This is a genomic window from Streptomyces sp. RLB3-17, from assembly GCF_007113425.2.
GTDB lineage: Bacteria > Actinomycetota > Actinomycetes > Streptomycetales > Streptomycetaceae > Streptomyces > Streptomyces mirabilis_D.
Window position 1 is genome coordinate 7,528,426 of the sequence record NZ_CP041610.2, and the last position, 24,329, is coordinate 7,552,754.

Consider the following 24,329-nt stretch of genomic DNA (forward strand, 5'->3'; position numbering starts at 1 on the left):
CAGTACGTGTACGAGGAGGCCCGCTAAATGGCACGGCGATACGACACCAACGACGCGACCGACCGCATCACCGGTCTGCGTGAGGCCGCGTCCGCCGTTCGCCGTGGCGAGCTGGTGGTCCTCCCGACGGACACGGTGTACGGCATCGGCGCCGACGCGTTCACCTCGGAAGCCGTCGCCGACCTCCTCGAGGCCAAGGGCCGGGGCCGCAACATGCCCACCCCTGTCCTCATCGGCTCCCCGAACACCCTGCACGGCCTTGTCACGGACTTCTCCGAGATGGCCTGGGAGCTCGTCGACGCGTTCTGGCCGGGTGCGCTCACCCTCGTCGCCAAGCACCAGCCGTCCCTGCAGTGGGACTTGGGCGACACCCGGGGCACGGTGGCCATCCGTATGCCGCTGCACCCGGTCGCCATCGAACTGCTGACGGAGGTCGGCCCGATGGCCGTCTCCTCCGCGAACCTCACGGGCCACCCGGCGCCGGAGGACTGTGACGCCGCGCAGGAGATGCTCGGCGACTCCGTCTCCGTGTACCTCGACGGCGGTCCGACCCCGGGCAACGTTCCCTCCTCGATCGTCGACGTCACCGGCAAGGTGCCGGTCCTGCTGCGTGCGGGTGCGCTGTCGGCGGAGGAGCTCCGGAAGGTCGTACCCGACCTCGAGGTGGCGAATTGACAGCCCCTGACGCGGGGCGTGGCATAGGCACGGGGATCACGGGGACCAATGGGTCCCCCAGGGGGTCCTTCCGCATCCTCCACGTCAGCACCGGCAACGTGTGCCGCTCGCCGATCACCGAGCGGCTGACCCGCCATGCCCTCGCGGACCGGCTGGGCGACCCCCTGTGGGGCGGCCTCATCGTCGAGAGCGCCGGCACCTGGGGGCACGAGGGCGCCCCCATGGAGGCCAACGCCGAGACGGTCCTCGCGGACTTCGGAGCGGACCCCTCCGGCTTCGTCGGCCGCGAGCTCCTCGACGACCACGTCATCAGGGCCGACCTGGTCCTCACCGCGACCCGCGACCACCGCGCCCAGGTCATCTCCATGGGCCACTCGGCGGGCCTGCGCACCTTCACCCTGAAGGAGTTCACCAGGCTGGTCCGCGCCATAGACCCGGCCACGCTTCCTCCCCTGGAGGATGGTGTGGTCGAACGTGCCCGTGCTCTGGTGCGGGCCGCGGCTGCTCTACGCGGGTGGCTGCTGGCCCCGACGGCGGAGGCGGACGAGGTGTTCGACCCGTATGGTGCGCCTCTGCCGTTCTTCCGTTCGATCGGCGACGAGATCAACGAGGCTCTGGATCCGGTGGTGACGGCTTTGACGGGGGTGCGGGCGCGCGCCTGATCCGCTCCGCGGTGGGGGTTCGACGGACGGAGTCCGGCGCAGCGACCCGAAGCCCGGGAGGCCCGCCAGGGCCGAGCGGTGCGAGGGGCGCGTGCGGGATTGGGTCCCGGCCACGCTTCCTCCCCTGGAGGACGGTGTGGTCGAACGTGCCCGTGCTCTGGTGCGGGCCGCGGCCGCTCTACGCGGGTGGCTGCCGGCCCCGACGGCGGAGGCGGACGAGGTGTTCGACCCGTACGGTGCGCCTCTGCCGTTCTTCCGTTCGATCGGCGACGAGATCAACGAGGCTCTGGATCCGGTGGTGACGGCGTTGACGGGGGTGCGGGCGCGCGCGTAGGTCGGTGTGGGCGTTTTCTTGCGGAGCGCCCGATAGGCCGTAATACCGGGCGTCCCACCGGTCCCGGTTCTACATTGGACGTAGCGCACCCCGCCGAGGCCCGGAGTCCACCATGCCGGTCACACAAACGCTGGAAGCGGATGTTCTGCGTCTGCAGGACCCGGAGCTCGCCGAGATCCTGATGGGGGAGCTGGCGCGGCAGTCGACGACGCTCCAGCTGATCGCGGCCGAGAACTTCACCTCTAGGGCGGTGCTGACCGCCCTCGGGTCGCCGCTGGCGAACAAATACGCCGAGGGGTATCCCGGCGCCCGCCACCACGGCGGCTGCGAGATCGTCGACGTCGCCGAGCGCCTCGCGGTCGAGCGCGCCAAGGCCCTCTTCGGCGCCGAGCACGCCAACGTGCAGTCCCACTCCGGATCCTCGGCCGTCCTCGCCACGTACGCCGCCCTGCTGCGGCCGGGGGACACCGTCCTGGCCATGGGGCTGCCGTTCGGCGGCCACCTCACGCACGGGTCGCCCGCGAACTTCTCCGGCCGCTGGTTCGACTTCGTCGGGTACGGGGTGGAGGCGGAGAGCGGGCTCATCGACTACGACCAGGTGCGCGCACTGGCCCGTTCGCACCGGCCGAAGGCCATCGTGTGCGGGGCGATCTCCTACCCCCGGCACATCGACTACGCGCTCTTCCGGGCGATCGCCGACGAGGTCGGCGCCTATCTCATCGCCGACGCCGCCCACCCCATCGGCCTGGTCGCCGGGGGAGCGGCGCCCAGTCCGGTGCCGTACGCCGATGTCGTCTGCGCCACCACGCACAAGGTCCTGCGCGGCCCCCGCGGCGGCATGATCCTCTGTGGCGGCCAGCTGGCCGAGCGGGTCGACCGGGCCGTGTTCCCCTTCACCCAGGGCGGCGCCCAGATGCACACCATCGCCGCCAAGGCCGTCGCGTTCGGCGAGGCCGCGACGCCCGCGTTCGCGGCGTACGCGCATCAGGTGGTCGCCAACGCGAAGGTGCTGGCCGAGGGGCTGGCCGCGGAGGGGCTCGCCCTCACCACCGGGGGGACCGACACCCACATGCTCACCGCGGACACCGCTCCGCTCGGTCTCGACGGACGCAGCGCACGAGGCCGTCTGGCCGCCGCCGGAATGGTCCTCGACACCTGCGCGCTGCCCCACGGCGACGCCCGCGGCCTGCGCCTGGGCACGGCCGCGCTGACCACGCAGGGGATGGGCGAGGCGGAGATGTCGCAGGTCGCGAAGTTGTTCGCGGCGGTGCTGCGGGACGAGGCCGACAGCAAGCGGGCACGTGAAGAAGTACGGGATCTGGCCGGGAGATTTCCGCCCTATCCGGACGAGTGAGGGGTACACGCACACGTGTGCACAGCCACTCGTGCAACCATCGTCGCTACCCGGAAGTCCCCAACCATATGCGCGCATCGCTAGGGTGTGGGGCTGAGATGGCCAGCGAGACCTGTGGGGAAGCCCGTGCGTGAATATCTGCTGACGCTCTGCATCACGGCCGCGGTGACGTATCTGCTGACAGGGCCGGTACGGAAGTTCGCGATCGTGGCCGGAGCCATGCCGCAGATCCGGGCACGTGACGTGCACCGGGAACCCACGCCACGGCTCGGCGGCATCGCGATGTTCTTCGGTCTGTGCGCCGGTCTGCTGGTCGCCGACCATCTGCGGAACCTCAACGCGGTCTTCTCGGACTCCAACGAGCCCCGCGCACTGCTCTCCGGTGCCGCGCTGATCTGGCTGATCGGTGTCCTGGACGACAAGTTCGAGATCGACGCCCTGATCAAGCTGGGCGGCCAGATGATCGCCGCGGGTGTGATGGTCATGCAGGGTCTGACGATCCTGTGGCTGCCCATCCCCGGCGTCGGCCTGGTCGCGCTGACCCAGTGGCAGGGCACCCTGCTCACCGTGGCGCTGGTCGTCATCACCATCAACGCGGTGAACTTCGTCGACGGCCTCGACGGTCTCGCCGCCGGCATGGTGTGCATCGCCTCCGCCGCGTTCTTCCTGTACGCGTACCGCATCTGGTACAGCTACGGCATCGAGGCCGCCGCCCCGGCGACCCTCTTCGCGTCGATCCTCATGGGCATGTGTCTGGGCTTCCTGCCGCACAACATGCACCCCGCCCGGATCTTCATGGGTGACTCCGGCTCGATGCTGATCGGCCTGGTGCTGGCCGCAGGCGCGATCTCCATCACCGGGCAGATCGACCCGGACGCGATGAACCTGTTCTCCGGTTCGGAGCGCAACACCGTGCACCAGACGGTGCCGGTCTACATCCCGCTGCTGCTGCCGCTGACGATCATCGCGGTCCCGGCCGCCGACCTGGTGCTCGCCATCGTGCGGCGCACCTGGCGTGGTCAGTCGCCCTTCGCCGCCGACCGCGGCCACCTGCACCACCGCCTCCTGGAGGTCGGCCACTCGCACAGCAGGGCCGTCCTGATCATGTACTTCTGGTCGGCGCTGATCGCCTTCGGAGCGCTCGCCTTCTCGGTGAACTCGGCGTCCATGTGGATCGTGCTCGGCATCGCGGCGCTCAGCGCGGTGGGCCTCGTACTGCTCCTGCTGCCGCGCTTCACGCCGCGTGCCCCGCGCTGGGCCGAGCACCTGGTGCCGCCGCGCTACCGCCGCCGGCGCAGGGTCGCCCTGGCGGCCGAGGCGCAGGCGGCCATGGCCTCCGTCGGGTACGAGGAGCCGACGTCCCACGAGAAGGCGGCCCAGGAGCGGGAAGAGGGCGTCCGCGAGCACCGTTCCCCGGTCACCACGGGTGTCTCAGGAGTCAACGGAGCGACGGCCATTGGGCCCCGTGCGCGCTTCGTTGAAGGGCGCAAAGCCGAATCTTCACGCTGACGCAAAGTAAGAATCCTGCAAGAGGGATCATCGGCAAACCGCGTCAATACCAGACAAGTCACCCTCGATATTGCACAAACGCGCGGGTTCACTCTCATGTGTGACAGCGAGCACACCTTCTAGGTAAAGACCGCATCAAATAGTTTGTGATACGGTTCACGAGAACCCGGGATAGAGCCGAAGGACCGTCGTGAGGCGGCCCCTTGGCGTGAGGTTCTCTCTCAGCCCGGGACTACGCTCGTCCATGACGACACCCTGCCCCCGAAGCAAGCGGAGTTGCCGCCATGCCGTCCAATGACGCCCGGAACCTATTGCACACCGCTGTCCCCACGGCGGCTGTCGGCGTGATCGCCGTCGCCGTCAGTGGCGTGGTCGCGGGTGGCAAGGGTGCGCTCGGTGCGGGCATCGGCACACTGCTGGCCATCCTCTTCATGGGGATCGGCCTCTACGTCCTGCAGTGGACGGCAAAAACGCTCCCGCAGCTGTTCCAGGCCATGGGCCTGATGCTCTACGTGGCCCAACTCCTGCTGCTCCTGATCTTCGTGGCACTCTTCAAGAACACGTCTCTGTTCAACCCCAAGGCGTTCGCGGTCGGTCTCGTCCTCGCGACCGTCGTGTGGATGGCGGCGCAGGCGCGGGCACACATGAAGGCCAAGATCTTCTATGTCGACCCCGAACCCGAGAAGAAGAGCGAGAAGCCCGAGAAATCAGGGTCCTCGTCGTGAGGGGTAGGGGTGGGATAAAGCCATGTGGGAGATCCTGCTATCGTCCGGTGCCAACTGCGGCATCGCGGGCGCGGGCATCTGAGCTGACGCCTGCTCAATCGCGAGGCTTGATGCCCCACAGCCGCCCCCACATTCGTTACACCAGTCCAGTGCCGAACCGCGGCTGCGCGCCGCGCCGACACAACGAGGTTGCCGTACCTATGCGTCACGCCGAAGGAGCCCGTGGTGAGTGCTGACCAGACCCAGCTCGCCTTTGACTGGAGCTGTCGGATCATGTCCGACAACGGGTGTGGCTTTCCGGCTCCGGGCCTGCACTCGTTCCTCTTCAAGCCGATCGCCACGGTGGGAGGGTTCGAGTTCAACAAGGTGATGCTGCTCGCCCTGCTCACCTCGATCGTCGTCGTCGCCTTCTTCTGGGCGGCCTTCGGCAAGGCCAAGGTGATCCCGGGCAAGCTGCAGATGGTCGGTGAGGCCGGATACGACTTCGTGCGCCGCGGCATCGTCTACGAGACGCTCGGCAAGCGCGAGGGCGAGAAGTACGTCCCGATCATGGTCTCGCTGTTCTTCTTCATCTGGATCATGAACATCTGGTCCGTGATCCCGCTGGCGCAGTTCCCGGTCTCGTCGGTCTTCGCCTTCCCGGTGGTGCTCGCCGCGATCGTCTGGATCATGTGGGTCTCGGTCACGTTCAAGCGCCACGGCTTCGTCGGCTTCTTCAAGAACATCACCGGCTACGACAAGTCGCTCGGCGGCGTGCTGCCCCTCGTCATGGTCATCGAGTTCTTCTCGAACCTGATCGTCCGGCCCTTCACGCACGCGGTCCGACTCTTCGCCAACATGTTCGCCGGCCACCTGATGCTGGTCATGTTCACGGTCGCCTCCTGGTACCTGCTGAACAGCTACATGATCCCCGCGGCCGGTGTCTCGTTCGTGATGACCGTCATCATGATCCTCTTCGAGCTTTTCGTGCAGGCCGTCCAGGCGTACGTCTTCGTGCTGCTGGCCTGCTCGTACCTCCAGGGCGCGCTCGCCGAGCACCACTGAGTCATCGCCCCCCGAAAGCCCCAGAACGTCCGGTGGCCAACCCCCGCCGGTCCAAGAAAGAGAAGGAAGAATCAGCATGGCTGCCACTGAGACCCTCGCCGCTCTCTCCGGTTCGATCGGTTCCGTCGGCTACGGCCTCGCCGCCATCGGCCCCGGTGTCGGCGTCGGCATCATCTTCGGTAACGGCACCCAGGCCCTGGCCCGTCAGCCCGAAGCTGCCGGCCTGATCCGCGCCAACCAGATCCTCGGCTTCGCCTTCTGTGAGGCGCTCGCCCTCATCGGCATCGTCATGCCGTTCGTTTTCGGTCAGTAATTCACCCCTTACTGACACGAATCGACGAAAGGCACTGATGTGATCGCCAACCTGGTACAGCTGGCGGCCGAGGAGAAGCAGAACCCGCTCATCCCGGCCGGCCCCGAGCTGCTCGTCGGCGCCATCGCCTTCGCCATCGTGTTCTTCTTCTTCTGGAAGAAGCTCCTCCCGAACATCAACAAGGTTCTGGAAGAGCGCCGCGCGGCGATCGAAGGCGGTATCGAAGAGGCCGACGCCATGAAGGTCGAAGCCCAGAGCGTGCTGGAGCAGTACAAGGCCCAGCTCGCCGAGGCACGGCACGAGGCCGCGCGGCTGCGCCAGGAGGCGCAGGAGCAGGGCGCCACGCTCATCGCCGACATGCGTGCGGAAGGCCAACGGCAGCGCGAGGAGATCATCGCCGCCGGTCACTCGCAGCTGGAGGCCGACCGCAAGGCCGCCTCGCAGGCGCTGCGACAGGACGTGGGCAAGCTCGCCACCGACCTGGCCGGCAAGCTCGTCGGTGAGTCCCTCGAGGACCACGCCCGGCAGAGCCGCGTCATCGACCGCTTCCTCGACGACCTCGAGGAGAAGGCCGAGGCGACTCGATGACCGCACACGGAGCAAGCCGCGAGGCTCTCGCTGCAGCTCGTGAGCGTCTCGATGCGCTGACGGACTCGACGTCCGTGGACGCGGTCCAGCTCGCCGACGAGCTGGCCGCCGTCACCACGCTGCTCAGCCGCGAGGTGTCGCTGCGTCGGGTCCTGACCGACCCGGCGCAGTCCGGCGAGGCCAAGGCCGAGCTGGCCCAGCGCCTGCTCGGCGGCCAGGTCGGCGGGCCGACCGCGGACCTGGTGGCCGGCCTGGTGCGCTCGCGCTGGTCGCAGCCGCGTGACCTGGTGGACACGCTGGAGGAGCTGGCGAGCATCGCCGACCTCACGGCCGCCCAGCGGGCGAACGCGCTCGACGACGTCGAGGACGAACTGTTCCGCTTCGGTCGGATCGTCTCTTCGAACACCGAGCTGCGCGCCGCGCTGACCGACCGCACCGCCTCGAAGGCGGCCAAGAGCGAGCTGCTGCACAGCCTGCTCGGCGGTCGGGCCAACCCGACCACCGAACGCCTGGTGACGCGCCTTGTGGCCGCGCCCCGGGGACGTAGCCTGGAGGCGGGACTCGAGTCCCTGTCCAAGCTCGCCGCCGATCGCCGCAACCGCATGGTCGCCGTCGTCACCTCGGCGGTCCCGCTGAGCGACGGACAGAAGCAGCGCCTCGGCGCCGCTCTGGCGAAGCTCTACGGCCGCCCGATGCACCTCAACCTCGACGTGGACCCCGAGGTCGTCGGCGGGATCCGGGTGCAGGTCGGCGACGAGATCATCGACGGTGCCGTCGCGGACCGACTCGAGGACGCGCGCCGCCGCATCGTCGGCCAGTAGCAACTCAATACGCGTAACCACGTAGTACTTACGGCCCTGGTTGGGCCGTGCAGAGGATTCCTGGGGGCTGACCCCAGACCCCCCAAGAAAACTTCGGGCCCAACAAGGAGAGCAGGGAACCCAGATGGCGGAGCTCACGATCCGGCCGGAGGAGATCCGGGACGCGCTGGAGAACTTTGTCCAGTCGTACAAGCCGGACGCGGCCTCGCGCGAGGAGGTCGGTACGGTCACCGTCGCCGGCGACGGTATCGCCAAGATCGAGGGCCTTCCCTCGGCGATGGCGAACGAGCTGCTGAAGTTCGAGGACGGAACCCTCGGTCTCGCGCTGAACCTGGAAGAGCGCGAGATCGGTGCGGTCGTCCTCGGCGAGTTCAGCGGTATCGAGGAGGGCCAGCCGGTGCAGCGCACCGGTGAGGTGCTGTCCGTCGCCGTGGGCGAGGGCTACCTCGGCCGCGTCGTCGACCCGCTCGGCAACCCGATCGACGGCCTCGGCGAGATCGAGACCACCGGCCGCCGCGCCCTCGAGCTGCAGGCCCCGGGCGTCATGGTCCGCAAGTCGGTGCACGAGCCGATGGAAACCGGCTACAAGGCCGTCGACGCGATGACCCCGATCGGCCGTGGCCAGCGCCAGCTGGTCATCGGCGACCGTCAGACCGGCAAGACCGCGCTGGCTGTCGACACGATCATCAACCAGCGCGACAACTGGCGCTCGGGCGACACCAAGAAGCAGGTCCGCTGCATCTACGTCGCCATCGGTCAGAAGGGTTCGACCATCGCCTCCGTGCGTGGCGCCCTCGAAGAGGCCGGCGCGCTGGAGTACACGACCATCGTCGCCGCCCCGGCGTCCGACCCGGCCGGCTTCAAGTACCTTGCGCCGTACACCGGTTCGGCCATCGGCCAGCAGTGGATGTACGAGGGCAAGCACGTCCTCATCATCTTCGACGACCTCTCGAAGCAGGCCGACGCCTACCGCGCCGTGTCCCTGCTGCTCCGCCGTCCGCCGGGGCGCGAGGCCTACCCCGGTGACGTCTTCTACCTGCACTCCCGTCTGCTGGAGCGCTGCGCGAAGCTCTCCGACGACCTGGGCGCCGGTTCGATGACGGGTCTGCCGATCGTCGAGACCAAGGCGAACGACGTGTCGGCGTTCATCCCGACCAACGTCATCTCCATCACCGACGGCCAGTGCTTCCTGGAGTCCGACCTGTTCAACGCCGGCCAGCGTCCGGCCCTGAACGTCGGTATCTCGGTCTCCCGCGTCGGTGGCTCCGCCCAGCACAAGGCGATGAAGCAGGTTTCCGGCCGACTCCGCCTGGACCTCGCCCAGTACCGCGAGCTGGAGGCGTTCGCCGCCTTCGGTTCCGACCTGGACGCCGCGTCGAAGTCCCAGCTGGAGCGCGGTCAGCGGTTGGTGGAGCTGCTCAAGCAGGCTCAGTACCAGCCGATGGCCACCGAGGACCAGGTCGTCTCCGTGTGGGCCGGTACCACCGGCAAGATGGACGAGGTACCGGTCGCCGACATCCGCCGCTTCGAGAAGGAGCTCCTCGAGTACCTGCACCGCAAGGAGCAGGGACTCATGACCTCCATCAAGGAGGGCGGCAAGATGTCGGACGACACCCTCACGGCCATCGCGGACGCCATCGCGGACTTCAAGAAGCAGTTCGAGACCTCGGACGGCAAGCTTCTCGGCGAAGACGTTCCGGCCGCGGCCAAGTGACGTAAGGAAGGGACCTGACTCATGGGAGCCCAGCTCCGGGTCTACAAGCGTCGCATCCGATCCGTCACCGCGACCAAGAAGATCACCAAGGCGATGGAGATGATCGCCGCCTCGCGCGTCGTCAAGGCGCAGCGCAAGGTGGCGGCCTCCGCGCCGTACGCGACCGAGCTCACCCGCGCGGTCACGGCGGTCGGCACCGGCTCGAACACCAAGCACCCGCTGACCACGGAGGCGGAGACGGCGACCCGTTCCGCGGTGCTGCTCCTCACGAGCGACCGCGGACTGGCCGGCGCCTTCAACTCCAACGCCATCAAGGCGGCGGAGCTGTTGACCGCCCGTCTTGAGGCGGAGGGCAAGGAGGTCGACACGTACATCGTCGGCCGCCGCGGTCTGGCCCACTACAACTTCCGCGAGCGCAAGGTCGTGGAGTCGTGGTCGGGTTTCACCGACGAGCCCACCTACGCGGACGCCAAGAAGGTCGCGGCTCCGCTCATCGAGGCCATCGAAACGGCGACGGCGGACGGCGGCGTGGATGAACTCCACATCGTCTACACCGAGTTCGTGTCGATGATGACGCAGAACGCGGTCGACGGCCGCCTGCTGCCACTGCGCCTCGAAGAGGTCGCGGAAGAGGCGCCCAAGGGCGAGATCCTTCCGCTGTACGAGTTCGAGCCGTCGGCGGAGGACGTCCTCGACGCCCTGCTGCCCCGGTACGTCGAGAGCCGTATCTACAACGCGCTGCTCCAGTCGGCTGCCTCCAAGCACGCCGCCACCCGCCGCGCGATGAAGTCGGCGACCGACAACGCGGGAGACCTGATCACCACGCTCTCCCGTCTTGCCAATGCGGCCCGCCAGGCCGAAATCACCCAGGAAATCAGCGAGATCGTCGGTGGCTCCGCAGCCCTTGCCGACGCGACCGCGGGGAGTGACAAGTAATGACGACGACTTCTGAGACGGCCGTTGCCACGGGCCGCGTCGCCCGGGTCATCGGCCCGGTCGTCGACGTGGAGTTCCCCGTCGACGCGATGCCGGACATCTACAACGCCCTTCACGTCGAGGTGGCCGACCCGGCCAACGCCGGCGAGAAGAAGACGCTGACCCTGGAAGTCGCCCAGCACCTGGGTGACGGCCTGGTCCGCACGATCTCCATGCAGCCCACCGACGGTCTGGTCCGCCAGGCCGCGGTCACCGACACCGGCACGGGCATCACCGTCCCGGTCGGTGACTTCACCAAGGGCAAGGTGTTCAACACCCTCGGTGAGGTGCTGAACTCCGACGAGAAGTACGAGGGCGAGCGCTGGTCCATCCACCGCAAGGCCCCTCGCTTCGACGAGCTCGAGTCGAAGACCGAGATGTTCGAGACCGGCGTCAAGGTCATCGACCTTCTCACCCCGTACGTCAAGGGTGGAAAGATCGGTCTGTTCGGTGGTGCCGGTGTCGGCAAGACGGTGCTCATCCAGGAGATGATCTACCGCGTCGCCAACAACCACGACGGTGTCTCCGTGTTCGCCGGTGTCGGTGAGCGCACCCGTGAGGGCAACGACCTCATCGAGGAGATGTCGGACTCGGGCGTCATCGACAAGACCGCGCTTGTCTTCGGTCAGATGGACGAGCCCCCGGGCACCCGTCTGCGCGTGGCTCTCGCGGGTCTGACGATGGCGGAGTACTTCCGTGACGTCCAGAACCAGGACGTGCTGTTCTTCATCGACAACATCTTCCGCTTCACGCAGGCCGGTTCCGAGGTCTCGACCCTGCTCGGCCGTATGCCCTCCGCGGTGGGCTACCAGCCGAACCTGGCCGACGAGATGGGTCTCCTCCAGGAGCGCATCACCTCGACCCGTGGTCACTCGATCACCTCGATGCAGGCGATCTACGTCCCCGCGGACGACCTGACCGACCCGGCCCCGGCCACCACGTTCGCCCACCTCGACGCGACGACGGTGCTCTCCCGTCCGATCTCCGAGAAGGGTATCTACCCGGCCGTGGACCCGCTGGACTCCACGTCCCGCATCCTGGACCCGCGCTACATCGCGGCGGATCACTACGCCGCCGCGATGCGGGTCAAGTCGGTCCTGCAGAAGTACAAGGACCTCCAGGACATCATCGCGATCCTCGGTATCGACGAGCTCGGCGAGGAGGACAAGCTCACTGTCCACCGCGCCCGTCGCGTGGAGCGCTTCCTGTCCCAGAACACCCACGTCGCCAAGCAGTTCACCGGCGTCGACGGGTCGGACGTCCCGCTGGACGAGTCGATCGCGGCCTTCAACGCGATCATCGACGGTGAGTACGACCACTTCCCGGAGCAGGCGTTCTTCCTGTGCGGTGGCATTGAGGACCTCAAGGCCAACGCCAAGGAGCTCGGCGTCTCCTGAATCTCGCGTGCCTGAGGGACTCCGGTTCCTGAGGAACTCGTGTTCGTGAAGGAGGGGGACGGGACCGCACCTCGCGGGGCGCGTCCCGTCCCCCTCCGTACGCCCATTAGACTTTGACCCAACACCCGGCGGCCATGCCGGGTGGTGACCCGAGGAGCCCACCTTGGCTGCTGAGCTGCACGTCGAGCTCGTCGCCGCGGACCGCAGTGTCTGGTCCGGCGAGGCCACCCTGGTCGTCGCGCGTACCGCGTCCGGCGACATCGGCGTCATGCCCGGTCACCAGCCGCTGCTCGGTGTGCTGGAGTCGGGCCCGGTGACCATCCGTACGAGTGATGGTGGAACGGTCGTCGCCGCGGTGCACGGCGGTTTCATCTCGTTCGCCGACAACAAGCTGTCACTGCTGGCCGAGATCGCCGAGCTGTCGGACGAGATCGACGTCCAGCGCGTGGAGCGGGAGCTCGAGCGCGCGAAGGCGGAGGGCGATGCCTCCGCCGAGCGCCGCGCGGACGTCCGTCTGCGGGCGGTGTCGGCGCGCTGAGTCGCCGCGCTGTGTGATGCTTTGCCTCAGCCGCGGCGGGGACCGGATCACTCCGGACCCCGCCGCGGCTGAGGCAAATGCGGAGGTTTTTTCTTTTCCGTTACCTAGGAGACGAGGAGGTCGGTGTCGATGGTCCTCGCTCTGACTGTGTGCGGATTGGTAGTGGCGCTCGTGGTGGTGGGGCTGTTCGTCTTCGGCCTCCGCCGCCGGCTGATCCAGCGCTCCGGAGGCACCTTCGACTGCAGCCTGCGCTGGGACGTCCCGGAGAAGAGCGACCCCAACGGAAAAGGCTGGGGCTACGGCGTCGCCCGCTACAACGGCGACCGCATCGAGTGGTACCGCGTCTTCTCGTACTCCCCCCGCCCGCGCCGCGTCCTGGAACGCTCGGCGATCGAGGTGGCCGGCCGCCGCACCCCGGACGGCGAGGAGGAGCTCGCCCTGCTCTCCGACGCGATCATCCTGGCCTGTGTGCACCGGGGTACCCGGCTGGAACTGGCGATGAGCGAGGACGCGCTGACCGGTTTCCTCGCGTGGCTGGAGGCGGCCCCGCCCGGACAGCGAGTGAATGTGGCCTGAGAGGCCACACTCACTCGCTGGGTGGGGGTCCCCCGGACGAAGTCCGGGGGAGCGTCCATGTTGCTCGGCGGCTATCCGAGCCCGCTGGTGAGGGCGCTCACCAGTTCGCCGTTGCTGGTGTCTCCGCTGAACTCCCAGAAGAACGCGCCGCCCAGGCCCTGACTCTTGGCCCAGGCCATCTTCGTGCCGATGGTCGCCGGGGTGTCGTAGGACCACCAGTTGGTGCCGCAGTGCGCGTACGCCGTCCCGGCGATCGTGCCGGTGGCCGGGCAGGACGTCTTGAGTACCTTGTAGTCCTCGATGCCCTGCTCGTACGTTCCCGGCGCCGGCCCCGTGGCCGTGCCGCCCGGCGCGTCCTGGGTGACGCCCGTCCAGCCGCGGCCGTAGAAGCCGATGCCGATCAGCAGCTTGCTCGCGGGCACGCCCTTCGCCTTGAACTTGGCGATCGCGTCGGCCGTGGTGAAGCCGGGCGTCGGGATGCCGCTGTACGAGGTGAGCGGGGAGTGCGGGGCCGTCGGGCCCTGCGCGTTGAACGCTCCGAAGAAGTCGTACGACATCACGTTGTACCAGTCGACGTACTGCGAGGCGCCCGCGTAGTCGGCGGCGTCGATCTTGCCGCCGGAGGTGCCGTCCGCCGTGGTGGCAGCGGTGACCAGGTTGTTCGTGCCGAACTTGGCGCGCAGGGCCTGCATCAGGTTCTTGTAGGCCGCGGCGCCGCTGGTGTCGCAGGACAGGCCGCAGGCGTTCGGGTACTCCCAGTCGATGTCGATGCCGTCGAAGACGTCGGCCCAGCGCGGGTCCTCGACCAGGTTGTAGCAGGACTGGGCGAACGCGGTCGGGTTGGCCGCGGCCTGGGCGAAGCCGCCGGACCAGGTCCAGCCGCCGAAGGACCAGAGGATCTTGATGTTCGGGTACTTGGCCTTCAGCTCGCGCAGCTGGTTGAAGTTGCCGCGCAGCGGCTGGTCCCAGGTGTCGGCGACGCCGCTGACCGACTGGTCGGCGGTGAAGGCCTTGTCGTAGTCGGCGTAGGAGTCGCCGATCGCGCACTGGCCGTTGGTGACGTTGCCGAAGGCGTAGTTGATGTGCGTGATCTTGGCGGCCGAGCCGGACGTCACCAGGTTCTTGACGTTGTAGTTGCGGCCGTAGATGCCCCACTCGGTGAAGTAGCCGAGCTTGACGGCGTTGCCGGTGGGCGGCGGGGTGGTGCCGCCACCGGTGGTGTGCACGGCGACCGCGCCGCTGACCGGACCGGTCTGGTCGGCGGTGTCGCGGGCCTGGACGGTGTATGAGTAGTCGGTGCCGGCGGTCAGACCGGTGTCCGTGTACGAGGTCGTGGTCACGGTGGCGACCTTGGTGCCGCCGCGCAGGACGTCGTAGTTCTTGACGCCCTTGTCGTCGGTGGCCGCGCTCCAGGAGAGCTTCACCGAGGTGTCGGTGATCGCGGAGGCGGTGGGGGTGCCGGGCGCGCCGGGCGGGTTGTCACCGGGGACGGTGGTGCCACCGTCACAACTGCCGCCGTTGAGCGTGCAGTTGGACGGAGATCCGGTGCCGGCGCCGTTGAAGCCGAAGGAGACGGAGGCGCCCGCGGCGAGGGTGCCGTTGTAGGACTTGTTCTTGGCCGTCCAGTGGGTGCCGGACGAGGTGACGTCCGCGTCCCAGGCCGAGGTGACGGACGTACCGGAGGGGAAGTCCCAGTCGATCGTCCAGGAACTGATGCTGGTGGTACCGGTGTTGGTGACCGTCCACTTGCCTTCGAAGCCCGTACCCCAGTCCTGGGTCTTGGTGTACGTGGCGGTGGCGGAGGCGGCTGCCGAGGCGGGGCTCGCGAGCCCGACGAGGGCGGCGAGCGGAAGCAGCAGGGTGGTGAGTCCTGCCACGGTTCGCTGTCGGACTCTGGTTCTGAAGCGCATGATGCCTCTCCTCGGGGATGTCGTGGGCATGGCTAAGCGCAGTGCGGCGAGAATAGAAAGGTCTGGACCATAGGTCAATAGGTCTGGACCAGTGCGCCCGCGCGGTGAGTCAGACCCCCAACTCCTGTGCCAGCACGGCCGCTTGGACCCTGCTGCGCAGCTCCAGCTTCCCCAGCAGACGGCTGACGTGGGTCTTCACCGTCGCCTCCGCCATCTCCAGCCGGCCCGCGATCTCCGCGTTGGAGAGCCCCTCGCCCAGGCAGGACAGCACTTCCCGCTCCCGCCGCGTCAGCGCGTCGAGCACGGCCGGGTCGGCGCTCGGCTCCCGTACCGGCTTCGCGGCGAACTCGGCGATCAGCCGACGCGTCACGGCCGGGGCGATCAGCCCCTCGCCGCTCGCCACCGTCCGCACCGCCACCAGCAGGTCCCTCGCCTCCGTGTTCTTCAGCAGAAACCCGGAGGCGCCCGCGCGCAGCGCCCCGAAGACGTACTCGTCGAGGTCGAAGGTGGTGAGCACGAGCACGTCGGCGAGCCGCTCGGCGACGACCTGACGGGTGGCGGACACCCCGTCGAGCCGGGGCATCTGCACATCCATCAGGACCAGGTCCGGGCGGAGTTCGCGGGCGAGCGCGACCGCCTGCTCGCCGTCCGCGGCCTCGCCGACCACCTCGATGTCGGGTGCGCTGCGCAGGATGAGGACGAGCCCGGCCCGTACGGCGGACTGGTCCTCGGCGACGAGCACGCGGATCATTCGGACTCTCCTCGGACGAGGGGCAGGGTGGCGCGTACGGCCCAGATCGCGCCGTCCTCGCCGTCTTTTCCACCCTTGCCGTTCTTGACGTTCCCGCTGTCGGGGGAGGGCTCGGGCCCCGCCTCGAAACTGCCGCCCAGCAGGTCGGCCCGCTCCCGCATGCCCACGAGCCCGGCGCCGGAACCGGGGGCGCGGGGGCCGCTCGGACCGGTGTACGGACTGGTCACCGCGATGGCGAGCGAGCCGTCCCGCTGGGTGAGCGTCACCGTGACACGGCCCTCGGGCGCGTGCTTGAGGGCGTTGGTCAGCGACTCCTGGACGATGCGGTACGCGGCGAGCTCGACCGGGGCGGGCACCTTGCCGTGCTCGGTGGTGAGCGTGACGTCGAGTCCGTTGGTGCGGGCGCCGGCCACCAGGGCGCCGAGTCCGTCGAGGGTGGGTGCGGCGGACGGCTCGCGGTCGTCGCTGCCGTCGCGCAGGAGCCCGATCAGCCGGCGCATCTCCGCGAGCCCCTCGACGCTGTTCTCACGGATGACGGTGAGCGCGTCCCTGGACGTGTTCGGGTCGTCGATGGAGAGCGCGGCCGTGGAGTGGATCGCGATCGCGGAGAGATGGTTGGCCACCATGTCGTGCAACTCCCGTGCCATTCGGGCTCGTTCGGCGGTGACGGCGTGGGCGCGGTCCATCTCGGCGAGCAGGGCCGTCTGTTCGGCGCGCAGCCGTTCGGCGACGGCGGTGTCGCGGTGGTTGCGGACGATCCAGCCGGTGGCGGCGGGAGTGAACGTCACCAGGCCGGTGAACGCGCCGATCAACAGCCCCTGCGGCTTGTGCCAGGCCGCGACCGGCCACACGGTCGCGATCACCGTGATCAGCCCGGTGATCCAGGGGATGCGGCGGGCCGCGCCGGGGGAGCCGTACAGGACGGCCGCGTAGACCAGGTCCGTGAACATCACGACCGTGGCCAGGCTGCCGCGGGTCAGCAGGTCGGCGACGAGCGCGAGTGTGCCCACGAGCAGGGCGGTGCGCGGTCGTGTCCGGCGCAGCAGTTCGCAGCAGGCCATCACGGCCAGCGGCACCAGGACGGCCCAGCCCTGGTCCGCACGGGACATCGGATCGTCCGGCGTACGGCTGTAGAGACCGACGCTCCACAGGAAGAGCCCGCCGAGCAGTCCGCCGGCCGCGATGCCCACGTCGTCGCGGTGGGGGCGGGCAGGTCGCCCGGCCATGACTCCATCCATGACTCCATCCAACACGGCGCAACGGCTCACCGCCTGATGCCCGGGAAGGGTCCGGAACTGCAACTTTCGATGTACCGGGACCTCGTCACCGCCGATGACGATCCGAGCCGCCCCGGACGCGAGCCTGGAGGGGTGACCGAGAGGAGCGAACCGTGATCGTCGGGTTGATCATCGCGTGCGAGGCCGGTTTCTGGCTGCTGCTGGCCGCGGGCCTCGCCGTCCGCTATCTGCTGAGGCTGCGCCGTACGAGCGTGGCCCTGCTGCTGTGCGAGCCGCTGCTGGAGGTGGTGCTCTTCGTGGTGACGGCGATCGACCTCAGGAACGGCGCCGAGCCGAGCTGGGAACACGGCCTGGCGGCGCTCTACATCGGCTTCACCGTCGCGTACGGCCACTACACCATCCGTTGGTTGGACGGCCACGCCGCCCACCGCCTGGCCGGTGGCCCGCCCCCGCCGAAGCCCCCGCGCTTCGGCATGCCCCGGGCCGCCCACGAGGGCCGCCTCTGGCTCCGCACCCTCCTCGCGGCGGCCGTCGCGTGCGCCCTCCTCCAGGGCGCGATCTGGTTCGTGGGCGTCGGCGACACCTCGTCGCTGCGCGCCTTCCAGTGGGTGGCGCTCCGGGCGGTGGGGATCCACGGCCTGATCGCCCTGACGTATGTCCTCCGGCCCAAACGGGCCCCGGTCACCCAGGGCCGGTCCGACGGCTAGGGCCTGATCCAAACGACAGGCCCTAGCGCTCGCCGCCCGGGACCCACAGCACGTCCCCGGTCTCCTTGTTCGCCGTGCGGGCGAGGATGAACAGCAGGTCGGAGAGCCGGTTCAGATAGGTGGCGGTCAGCGGGTTCATGACGTCGCCGTGGACCTCCAGCGCCGCCCATGTCGACCGCTCGGCGCGGCGTACGACCGTGCACGCCTGGTGCAGCAGTGCCGCGCCCGGGGTGCCGCCGGGCAGGATGAAGGAGCGCAGCTTCTCCAGCTCGTCGTTGAAGCGGTCGCAGTCCGCCTCCAGCTTGTCGATGTAGAACTGCTCGACCCGCAGGGGCGGGAACTTCGGGTCCTCGACCACCGGGGTCGACAGGTCCGCGCCGACGTCGAAGAGGTCGTTCTGCACCCGGGTGAGGACCGCGACGACCTCCTCGTCGAGGCCGCCCAGTGCGATCGCCGTCCCGAGGACCGCGTTCGCCTCGTTGGCGTCCGCGTAGGCCGAGATCCGGGGATCGGTCTTGGCGACCCGGCTCATGTCCCCGAGAGCGGTGGTGCCCTGGTCGCCGGTCCTGGTGTAGATGCGCGTCAGATTGACCATGGGGCCAATTTAGACGGTCTCGCGAGGGGAGCCGACGTGTGACCGAGCACTGCTTCGGCGCCTCTGCACCGTTCCTCTCAGGCGTTCGATTCCGTGCGCACTGATACGTCCGAGAGGCGAAGGGCGTGCCGGGCGAAGATGTGGGTCGCCAGGCGCAGGGTCCATGACCGGCGCCAGGGCTTCCCTGCGCAGAGCGCCCGTCAGATTGTGGACGGCAATGCCCTCGTGGTCCTCGAAGACCTCAACACCGCGGCCATGACCGCCACTGCCAGGGGATCCGTGGCGGAGCCCGGTGTCAGAGTTCGGCAGAAGTCAGGACTCAACCGTGCCATCCTGGACAAAGGATGGCATTCCTTCGAGTTGGCGGTTCGCAACCCTGTCCGACGTACCGGCGCCACGGGTCGCACGGTGAATCCCGCTCATACGTCGACGACGTGCCCTGATTGTGCGCATGTGCATCCAGACAATGGCAGGAGCCGTGCGAGGTTCGTGTGCACCGCCGGCGGTCACAAGGAGCACGCTGACACAGTCGGCGCGAAGAACACACTGGCCCGCGGGCAGGTGGGTCACAGGGCGTGGAGACCTCGGCTTCAGCCGGTCCGTGAAGCGCCAACGAGCGTGAAACCGCAAGGAATTAACGCACCGACCGCCTGGGTCGGAATCCCCTTGACTTCGGTCGGGGGAGGATCGCCAAGTCCGTCAGTTGAGACGTGACGACCGTCTCACGGCGTGAGACCGTGACACGCGTTACTTACCGGTCACACAGGCCCTCACGAGCGCTAGTGTCCGCCCGAGAGGCAGACATAAACACCGCGTCAGGGGAGTCGCACAGTGGCAGGGAAGCTCGCCGTCATCGGAGCCGGGCTCATGGGGTCCGGTATCGCCCAGGTGTCCGCGCAGGCGGGCTGGGACGTCGTTCTGCGCGATGTCACCGACGAGGCGCTCACGCGAGGCATCGACGGCATCAAGGCCTCCTACGACAAGTTCGTGAGCAAGGGCAGGCTGGAGGCGCACGACGCCGATGCCGCGCTCGGCCGGATCACCGCGACCACCGATCTCGACGCCGCCGCGGACGCGGACATCGTCGTCGAGGCCGTCTTCGAGAAGCTCGAGGTCAAGCACGACATCTTCCGCGCGCTCGACAAGATCGTGCGGGACGACACCGTGCTCGCCTCGAACACCTCCGCCATCCCGATCACCAAGATCGCCGCGGCCACCGAGCGCCCGGAGCGGGTCGTCGGCGTCCACTTCTTCTCACCCGTACCGATGATGCAGCTGTGCGAACTGGTGCGCGGCTACAAGACGAGCGACGAAACCCTCGCCACCGCACGGGAGTTCGCCGAGTCCGTCGGCAAGACCTGCATCGTCGTCAACCGTGACGTGGCCGGCTTCGTGACGACCCGTCTCATCTCGGCGCTCGTCGTCGAGGCCACCAAGCTGTACGAGTCCGGCGTGGCCACCGCCGAGGACATCGACCTCGCCTGCAAACTGGGCTTCGGCCATGCCATGGGCCCGCTCGCCACGGCGGACCTCACGGGCGTCGACATCCTCCTGCACGCCACCGGCAACATCTACACCGAGACCCAGGACGAGAAGTTCGCTCCGCCGGAGCTGATGCGCCGGATGGTTGACGCCGGTGACATCGGGCGCAAGAGCGGGCAGGGCTTCTACAAGCACTGAATCAAGCGAGTCATCCAGCATCACCCGTCACGGAAACCGCACGTGCCTCTGGGGTGTCACCCCATGAGGTGAATTCGGTATCGGTTCGCTTACAGACGGCAACCTCTGCGGCCTCAAGCCAGTCAGACGGTGCACACGCAAAACGCGGACCGACACCGACGCAGAGAGACTGACGCAGAGGACGAGACGCACTCTCGGGGAGCGCATATGTACATCAGGGGCGACCACGCCGAGCTGGTCGTCGGGGGCCGCCTCGACGTACGCAGCGCGGCGGACGCCCGTACGGTCCTGCACTCGGCCGTCGACGACGGAGTCGGCGACCTGGTGCTGGACCTGTCCGAGCTGGACTCCTGGGACGCCACCGGGCTCGGTGTCATCATGGGGGCCCACCGAAGGGCCGGGCGGTGCGGCCGACGGCTCGTGCTGCGCCGTGTACCACCACAGATGCAGCGCCTGCTGGTGGCCACCCGGCTGCACCGGATCCTCGCGATCGAGGGCGGCATCGGAGTCGAGTCACTGCCCCGGGTGTGACCCGGCGTACGCCTCCTGAGCGGCGTACGAAACGCACCTCGCGCACAATCCTCACGAGACTGTGACGTCTCGGACCGCGCGGTACCCCGGCCTGTCGGAGATACTGTGCGAAGGTTTAGGGTTCGGCTGCCCGCCACCCGAAACCCTACGAGCGGGCACCGGACCAGAAGCGACAGCGCGGTGTGCAGCAAGGCCGGGAGGGGCCTGGGTCCTTGTCACCGGACTCCCGGCGACAAGATCCGCACACGACGCTTTTGGGGGGCTTGGAACATGGACCCGAACAACCGGGGACCCGAAGAGTACGGCCATGACGACGACGGCCAGGCGCCTCGCTCGCGCCCACCGCGTGATGCGCTCACCGCCGACCTGGGTCAGCACACACCCGCACTCGCCCGCACCGTCCAACTCGTCTCGGGCGACTTCCTGCTCACGGTCAACCCCGTCGACGGCAGCGAGATAGAGGTCTGCCCGCCGGGAGAGCGACCGCAGCGGCCCACGAAGTTCAGCGCCGCCGAGCGAGCCGATCTGGCCCGCGCCGCCCTGCCGCCCGTACCGCCGGGCCCGGCCCAGCCCCGACTGCCGCTCCTGGAGCGCCAGGAGGAGCGCGAGCGGCTCGTCCGTCTGCTGGCGCGCGGGCGCTCCGTACGTCTCACCGGCCCCGCCGGCTCCGGCCGCACCAGCCTGCTCGACGCCGTCGCCGACGACTGCGCGGACCTCGCCCCCGACGGCGTCGTCCGCCTCTCCGGATACCGGCGCACGGCGACCGACCTGCTGTACGACCTGTGCGCCGCCGTCTACAGCGCGCCCCTGTACCGTCCCGAACGGGACGAACTGCTCGAACTCGTCCACGGGATCGGCGCGGTCGTCGTCCTCGACGACGTGGAGATCGGCGGCACCGCGCTCGACGAACTCCTCGACGCCACCCCCGAGTGCGCCTTCGCCATCGCCGCGACCCCCGACGTCCCCGCGCCCTCCGCCGACTCCCTCCTCGAAGAGGTCTTCCTCGGCGGACTCGACCGCAGCGGCGGCCTCGAGCTCCTGGAGCGGACCGTCGGACGCGTGCTGACCGAGGAGGAGGCGAACTGGGCGGGCGACCTCTGGTTCGAGTCCGAGGGTCTGCCGCTGCGCTTCATGCAGGCCGGCGCCCTGCTGCGACAGCGCGACCAGTTGCAGGCCAAGGAGAACGCCTTCGACGACTTCGGCGTCTTCCAGGACGCCCCGGTCGACCTGCCGGTCGACGCGCCCTTCGAGGCCGCCGACGGCCACGAGGTACCGCTGCCCTCGCTCGCCGAGGGGGCCGCGCCCGCCGCGCTGCTCGCCTCCCGCCTGAGCGGGTCGGCCCGTGCCACCCTGCGCTTCGCCATCGCGCTCGGCGGTGAGGTGCCGCACCAGACGCATCTGCCGGCCCTCGTGGACGACACCCACGCCGACGCCGCGCTCGCCGAACTGGCGGGCTGCGCGCTGGTCTCCCCGGTCGGCTCCCGCTACCGGCTCGCCGCCGGCGTGCAGGCCCAGCTGGAGGCCGCCGGATACGCCGACGGGCTGGAGGAGCAGGCCCGCGCCGCGGCCCAGCACTACACCTGGTGGGCCGGACACCCCTCGGTCACCCCGGAACGGGTCAGCGCCGAGGCCGACGCCGTGCTCGCCGCCCTCACCGTCCTGGTCCCGCTCACCACGGCCCCGGCCGACGAGCAGGACGAGAGCGTCGCCGTGCGGCTGGCCCGCACGGCCGCGCCCGCCTTCGCCGCGGGACTGAACTGGAACGCCTGGGAGCGCGCCCTGCGCTCCGGCGCGGAGGCCTCCCGGCTCGCCGGCGAGGTCGGCGAACAGGCCTACTTCCACCACGAGTTGGGCATCCTCGCGCTCTGCGGCGGTCAGCTGGACCGGGCCCGCGCCGAGCTGGAGTCCTCCATCGGGCTGCGCGGTGCCCTCGCCGACAAGCGCGGCACCGTCGCGGGCCGCCGGGCCCTCGCGCTGGTCGCCGACCGCTCCGGGGCCGTACTGCCCGGTGTGGCCGTACTGCCCGGCGGGCGCACGGCGGCGGGCGAGGAGGTGCCCGACGCACGGCACGAGGAGTCGGCGTCGCCGCCCGGCGGCGTACCGGCCGCGTTCGTGCTCTCCGCTCCGCTCGGGGAGCCCTCGACGCTGGTCACCAACCGGGCCGAACCGGGTCCGGCGTCGAAGCGCGTGGGCGTGGGCAGCCGTCTGGTGGCCGGCACCCGGCGCAATCTGGTGGCCGCGGGCGCGGGCGCGCTGCTCGTCGCGGTGCTGGGCACCGTGGTGACGCTCGGCGCGACCTCGAACAACAACACCGACAACCCGTCCGAGAAGGTCGGCGTCAACCCCTCGGCCAGCCAGGGCGGCCAGGACGACAGCCTCGGCGCCGACAAGGCGAAGAAGGGCGGCGGCAGCGACGCGGGCGTGGTGTCCACGCCGACGAACCCGGGCCCCGACGGCACGTACGGGACCTCGGACGACCCGACTCCGCCGACGAGCACGAGCGGGCGGCCTTCGGACAGCCCGAGTGGGACGAAGGGGGGCGGGGGTACGTCGCCGTCCAAGTCGCCGTCCAAGAGCCCGTCGAAGACGCCGACCAAGACGCCCTCGCAGACGCCGACCAAGACGCCGAGCCAGACGCCGACACCCACTCCGACACCCACCCCGACACCCACTCCGACACCCACCCCGTCGACGACGCCGTCCACCACCGACACCGCCAGCGGCCCCGCCTCCAGCGTCCCCGCGAGCACCACCGCCAGCGCTCCGCAGAGCAGTGCGGTGAGCGTGCCCGCGAGCAGCAGCGCCGCCGGGTCGCCGAACGGTTCGGTGATCTGAGCACCACGACAGAAGTGAGGGCCGGGTCCGACATCGGACCCGGCCCTCACTTCTGACCGGCGAACTACATGGCCGATTGAGTCAAAGTCGTTCGAATCAGAACAACCGCAGCTTGTCGTCCTCGATGCCCCGCAGCGCGTCGTAGTCCAGGACCGTGCAGCCGATGCCGCGGTCCGTGGCGAGGACGCGGGCCTGCGGCTTGATCTCCTGGGCGGCGAAGACGCCACGGACCGGCGCGAGGTGCGGGTCGCGGTTGAGCAGCTCCAGGTAGCGGGTGAGCTGCTCCACGCCGTCGATCTCGCCGCGGCGCTTGATCTCGATGGCGACGGTCTGGCCCTCGCCGTCGCGGCACAGGATGTCGACGGGGCCGATGGCCGTCATGTACTCGCGGCGGATGAGCGTGTAGCCCTCGCCGAGCGTTTCGATGCGGTCGGCGAGGAGCTCCTGGAGGTGCGCTTCCACGCCGTCCTTGATCAGGCCGGGGTCCACGCCGAGTTCGTGCGAGGAGTCGTGGAGGACTTCCTCCATCGTGATGATGAGCTTCTCGCCCGCCTTGTTGATGACGGTCCAGACGCCCTCCTCGTCGCCGGAGCCCTCCTTCAGGGTGCAGGGCGGCGACATCCAGTTGAGGGGCTTGTAGGCCCGGTCGTCAGCGTGGATCGAGACGCTGCCGTCCGCCTTCACCAGGATGAGACGGGGGGCCGACGGGAGATGGGCGGTGAGCCGGCCCGCGTAGTCAACGGAGCAGCGGGCAATGACGAGACGCATGGTCCGCAACGCTACTCGACGGGCGGAGGTCCACGCGATTCGCCCTGGAAGACGCCTGTTCGGTCGTGGCTGATTGTGGGCCTACTGGG

24 protein-coding genes and 1 pseudogene are annotated in these 24,329 nt (G+C 69.1%); 20 read left to right on the plus strand and 5 right to left on the minus strand.

Annotated features, from left to right (window positions below):
• Positions 1-27 precede the first annotated feature (27 nt).
• The 15 genes and pseudogenes from FNV62_RS34175 (at position 28) to FNV62_RS34245 (ending at position 13,225) form a co-directional block, all read left to right on the plus strand.
• Complete coding sequence (locus FNV62_RS34175) at positions 28-675, plus strand: L-threonylcarbamoyladenylate synthase (RefSeq protein ID WP_054233231.1); 648 nt, start codon at positions 28-30, stop codon at positions 673-675.
• On the plus strand, positions 672-1,337 hold the full coding sequence (locus tag FNV62_RS34180; protein ID WP_054233230.1) for a low molecular weight phosphatase family protein: 666 nt from the start codon (positions 672-674) through the stop codon (positions 1,335-1,337). Before FNV62_RS34175 ends, FNV62_RS34180 begins: the two co-directional genes overlap by 4 nt.
• Before the next feature lie 106 nt (positions 1,338-1,443).
• Positions 1,444-1,671: pseudogene (locus FNV62_RS34185) on the plus strand (protein-tyrosine-phosphatase); the annotation flags it as partial.
• Between the two features lie 112 nt (positions 1,672-1,783).
• On the plus strand, positions 1,784-3,025 hold the full coding sequence (gene glyA, locus FNV62_RS34190; RefSeq protein WP_143602931.1) for a serine hydroxymethyltransferase: 1,242 nt from the start codon (positions 1,784-1,786) through the stop codon (positions 3,023-3,025).
• 126 nt (positions 3,026-3,151) lie between these two features.
• Entirely contained in the window at positions 3,152-4,534 is a 1,383-nt protein-coding gene (locus FNV62_RS34195) for an MraY family glycosyltransferase (protein ID WP_054233228.1), read from the plus strand.
• Positions 4,535-4,818: 284 nt separating this feature from the next.
• A complete protein-coding gene (locus tag FNV62_RS34200) occupies positions 4,819-5,259 on the plus strand; it encodes a hypothetical protein (RefSeq protein ID WP_143602932.1) in 441 nt (146 codons plus the stop codon).
• Between the two features lie 273 nt (positions 5,260-5,532).
• The gene (gene atpB, locus FNV62_RS34205; RefSeq protein WP_143652209.1) at positions 5,533-6,303 is read left to right on the plus strand and encodes a F0F1 ATP synthase subunit A; all 771 of its coding nucleotides are present in this window, start codon (positions 5,533-5,535) and stop codon (positions 6,301-6,303) included.
• Positions 6,304-6,379: 76 nt separating this feature from the next.
• Positions 6,380-6,616 carry a F0F1 ATP synthase subunit C gene (locus FNV62_RS34210; RefSeq protein ID WP_143628119.1) on the plus strand — a complete coding sequence of 79 codons (237 nt, stop codon included), beginning with the start codon at positions 6,380-6,382 and terminating at the stop codon, positions 6,614-6,616.
• Between the two features lie 39 nt (positions 6,617-6,655).
• Positions 6,656-7,204 carry a F0F1 ATP synthase subunit B gene (locus tag FNV62_RS34215; RefSeq protein WP_143628121.1) on the plus strand — a complete coding sequence of 183 codons (549 nt, stop codon included), beginning with the start codon at positions 6,656-6,658 and terminating at the stop codon, positions 7,202-7,204.
• Positions 7,201-8,025 carry a F0F1 ATP synthase subunit delta gene (locus FNV62_RS34220; RefSeq protein WP_143602933.1) on the plus strand — a complete coding sequence of 275 codons (825 nt, stop codon included), beginning with the start codon at positions 7,201-7,203 and terminating at the stop codon, positions 8,023-8,025. The genes FNV62_RS34215 and FNV62_RS34220 overlap by 4 nt, the downstream gene beginning before the upstream one ends.
• A gap of 124 nt (positions 8,026-8,149) precedes the next feature.
• Positions 8,150-9,739: a F0F1 ATP synthase subunit alpha gene (gene atpA / locus FNV62_RS34225; RefSeq protein WP_054233223.1), complete on the plus strand. Its 1,590-nt coding sequence runs from the start codon at positions 8,150-8,152 to the stop codon at positions 9,737-9,739.
• Positions 9,740-9,760: 21 nt separating this feature from the next.
• Entirely contained in the window at positions 9,761-10,675 is a 915-nt protein-coding gene (locus tag FNV62_RS34230) for a F0F1 ATP synthase subunit gamma (RefSeq protein ID WP_054233222.1), read from the plus strand.
• The gene (gene atpD / locus FNV62_RS34235) at positions 10,675-12,111 is read left to right on the plus strand and encodes a F0F1 ATP synthase subunit beta (protein ID WP_054233221.1); all 1,437 of its coding nucleotides are present in this window, start codon (positions 10,675-10,677) and stop codon (positions 12,109-12,111) included. The genes FNV62_RS34230 and atpD overlap by 1 nt, the downstream gene beginning before the upstream one ends.
• A gap of 163 nt (positions 12,112-12,274) precedes the next feature.
• Positions 12,275-12,649 (plus strand): F0F1 ATP synthase subunit epsilon, encoded by a 375-nt coding sequence (locus FNV62_RS34240; protein WP_054233220.1) that lies wholly within the window; start codon positions 12,275-12,277, stop codon positions 12,647-12,649.
• A gap of 129 nt (positions 12,650-12,778) precedes the next feature.
• Entirely contained in the window at positions 12,779-13,225 is a 447-nt protein-coding gene (locus tag FNV62_RS34245; RefSeq protein ID WP_054233219.1) for a DUF2550 domain-containing protein, read from the plus strand.
• A 71-nt stretch (positions 13,226-13,296) separates the two neighbouring features.
• On the opposite strand, the gene FNV62_RS34250 is transcribed toward FNV62_RS34245, so the two are convergent.
• The 3 genes from FNV62_RS34250 to FNV62_RS34260 all read right to left on the minus strand — a co-directional run bounded on the left by FNV62_RS34250 (position 13,297) and on the right by FNV62_RS34260 (position 17,112).
• Complete coding sequence (locus tag FNV62_RS34250) at positions 13,297-15,135, minus strand: glycoside hydrolase family 18 chitinase (RefSeq protein WP_143602934.1); 1,839 nt, start codon at positions 15,133-15,135, stop codon at positions 13,297-13,299.
• A 109-nt stretch (positions 15,136-15,244) separates the two neighbouring features.
• Complete coding sequence (locus FNV62_RS34255) at positions 15,245-15,886, minus strand: response regulator (protein ID WP_054233217.1); 642 nt, start codon at positions 15,884-15,886, stop codon at positions 15,245-15,247.
• Entirely contained in the window at positions 15,883-17,112 is a 1,230-nt protein-coding gene (locus tag FNV62_RS34260) for a sensor histidine kinase (protein ID WP_143628123.1), read from the minus strand. Before FNV62_RS34260 ends, FNV62_RS34255 begins: the two co-directional genes overlap by 4 nt.
• 164 nt (positions 17,113-17,276) lie before the next feature.
• Between FNV62_RS34260 and FNV62_RS34265 the strand changes: the two genes are divergently transcribed.
• Positions 17,277-17,831 (plus strand): hypothetical protein, encoded by a 555-nt coding sequence (locus FNV62_RS34265; RefSeq protein WP_097286251.1) that lies wholly within the window; start codon positions 17,277-17,279, stop codon positions 17,829-17,831.
• Between the two features lie 22 nt (positions 17,832-17,853).
• Here FNV62_RS34265 and FNV62_RS34270 read toward each other — a convergent pair whose 3' ends face one another.
• Complete coding sequence (locus tag FNV62_RS34270; RefSeq protein WP_054233214.1) at positions 17,854-18,426, minus strand: cob(I)yrinic acid a,c-diamide adenosyltransferase; 573 nt, start codon at positions 18,424-18,426, stop codon at positions 17,854-17,856.
• 255 nt (positions 18,427-18,681) lie between these two features.
• Here FNV62_RS34270 and FNV62_RS58070 point away from each other — a divergent pair, with 255 nt between their 5' ends.
• The 4 genes from FNV62_RS58070 (at position 18,682) to FNV62_RS34290 (ending at position 23,472) form a co-directional block, all read left to right on the plus strand.
• A complete protein-coding gene (locus FNV62_RS58070) occupies positions 18,682-19,140 on the plus strand; it encodes a zinc ribbon domain-containing protein (RefSeq protein WP_225900892.1) in 459 nt (152 codons plus the stop codon).
• A gap of 117 nt (positions 19,141-19,257) precedes the next feature.
• On the plus strand, positions 19,258-20,106 hold the full coding sequence (locus FNV62_RS34280; protein ID WP_054233213.1) for a 3-hydroxyacyl-CoA dehydrogenase family protein: 849 nt from the start codon (positions 19,258-19,260) through the stop codon (positions 20,104-20,106).
• A 207-nt stretch (positions 20,107-20,313) separates the two neighbouring features.
• The gene (locus FNV62_RS34285) at positions 20,314-20,637 is read left to right on the plus strand and encodes an STAS domain-containing protein (protein ID WP_030596935.1); all 324 of its coding nucleotides are present in this window, start codon (positions 20,314-20,316) and stop codon (positions 20,635-20,637) included.
• Between the two features lie 270 nt (positions 20,638-20,907).
• Positions 20,908-23,472, plus strand: a complete 2,565-nt coding sequence (locus FNV62_RS34290; RefSeq protein WP_143609237.1) for an ATP-binding protein — start codon at positions 20,908-20,910, stop codon at positions 23,470-23,472.
• 96 nt (positions 23,473-23,568) lie between these two features.
• On the opposite strand, the gene nucS is transcribed toward FNV62_RS34290, so the two are convergent.
• Positions 23,569-24,240 carry an endonuclease NucS gene (nucS, locus tag FNV62_RS34295; protein ID WP_060901300.1) on the minus strand — a complete coding sequence of 224 codons (672 nt, stop codon included), beginning with the start codon at positions 24,238-24,240 and terminating at the stop codon, positions 23,569-23,571.
• Positions 24,241-24,329 lie beyond the last annotated feature (89 nt).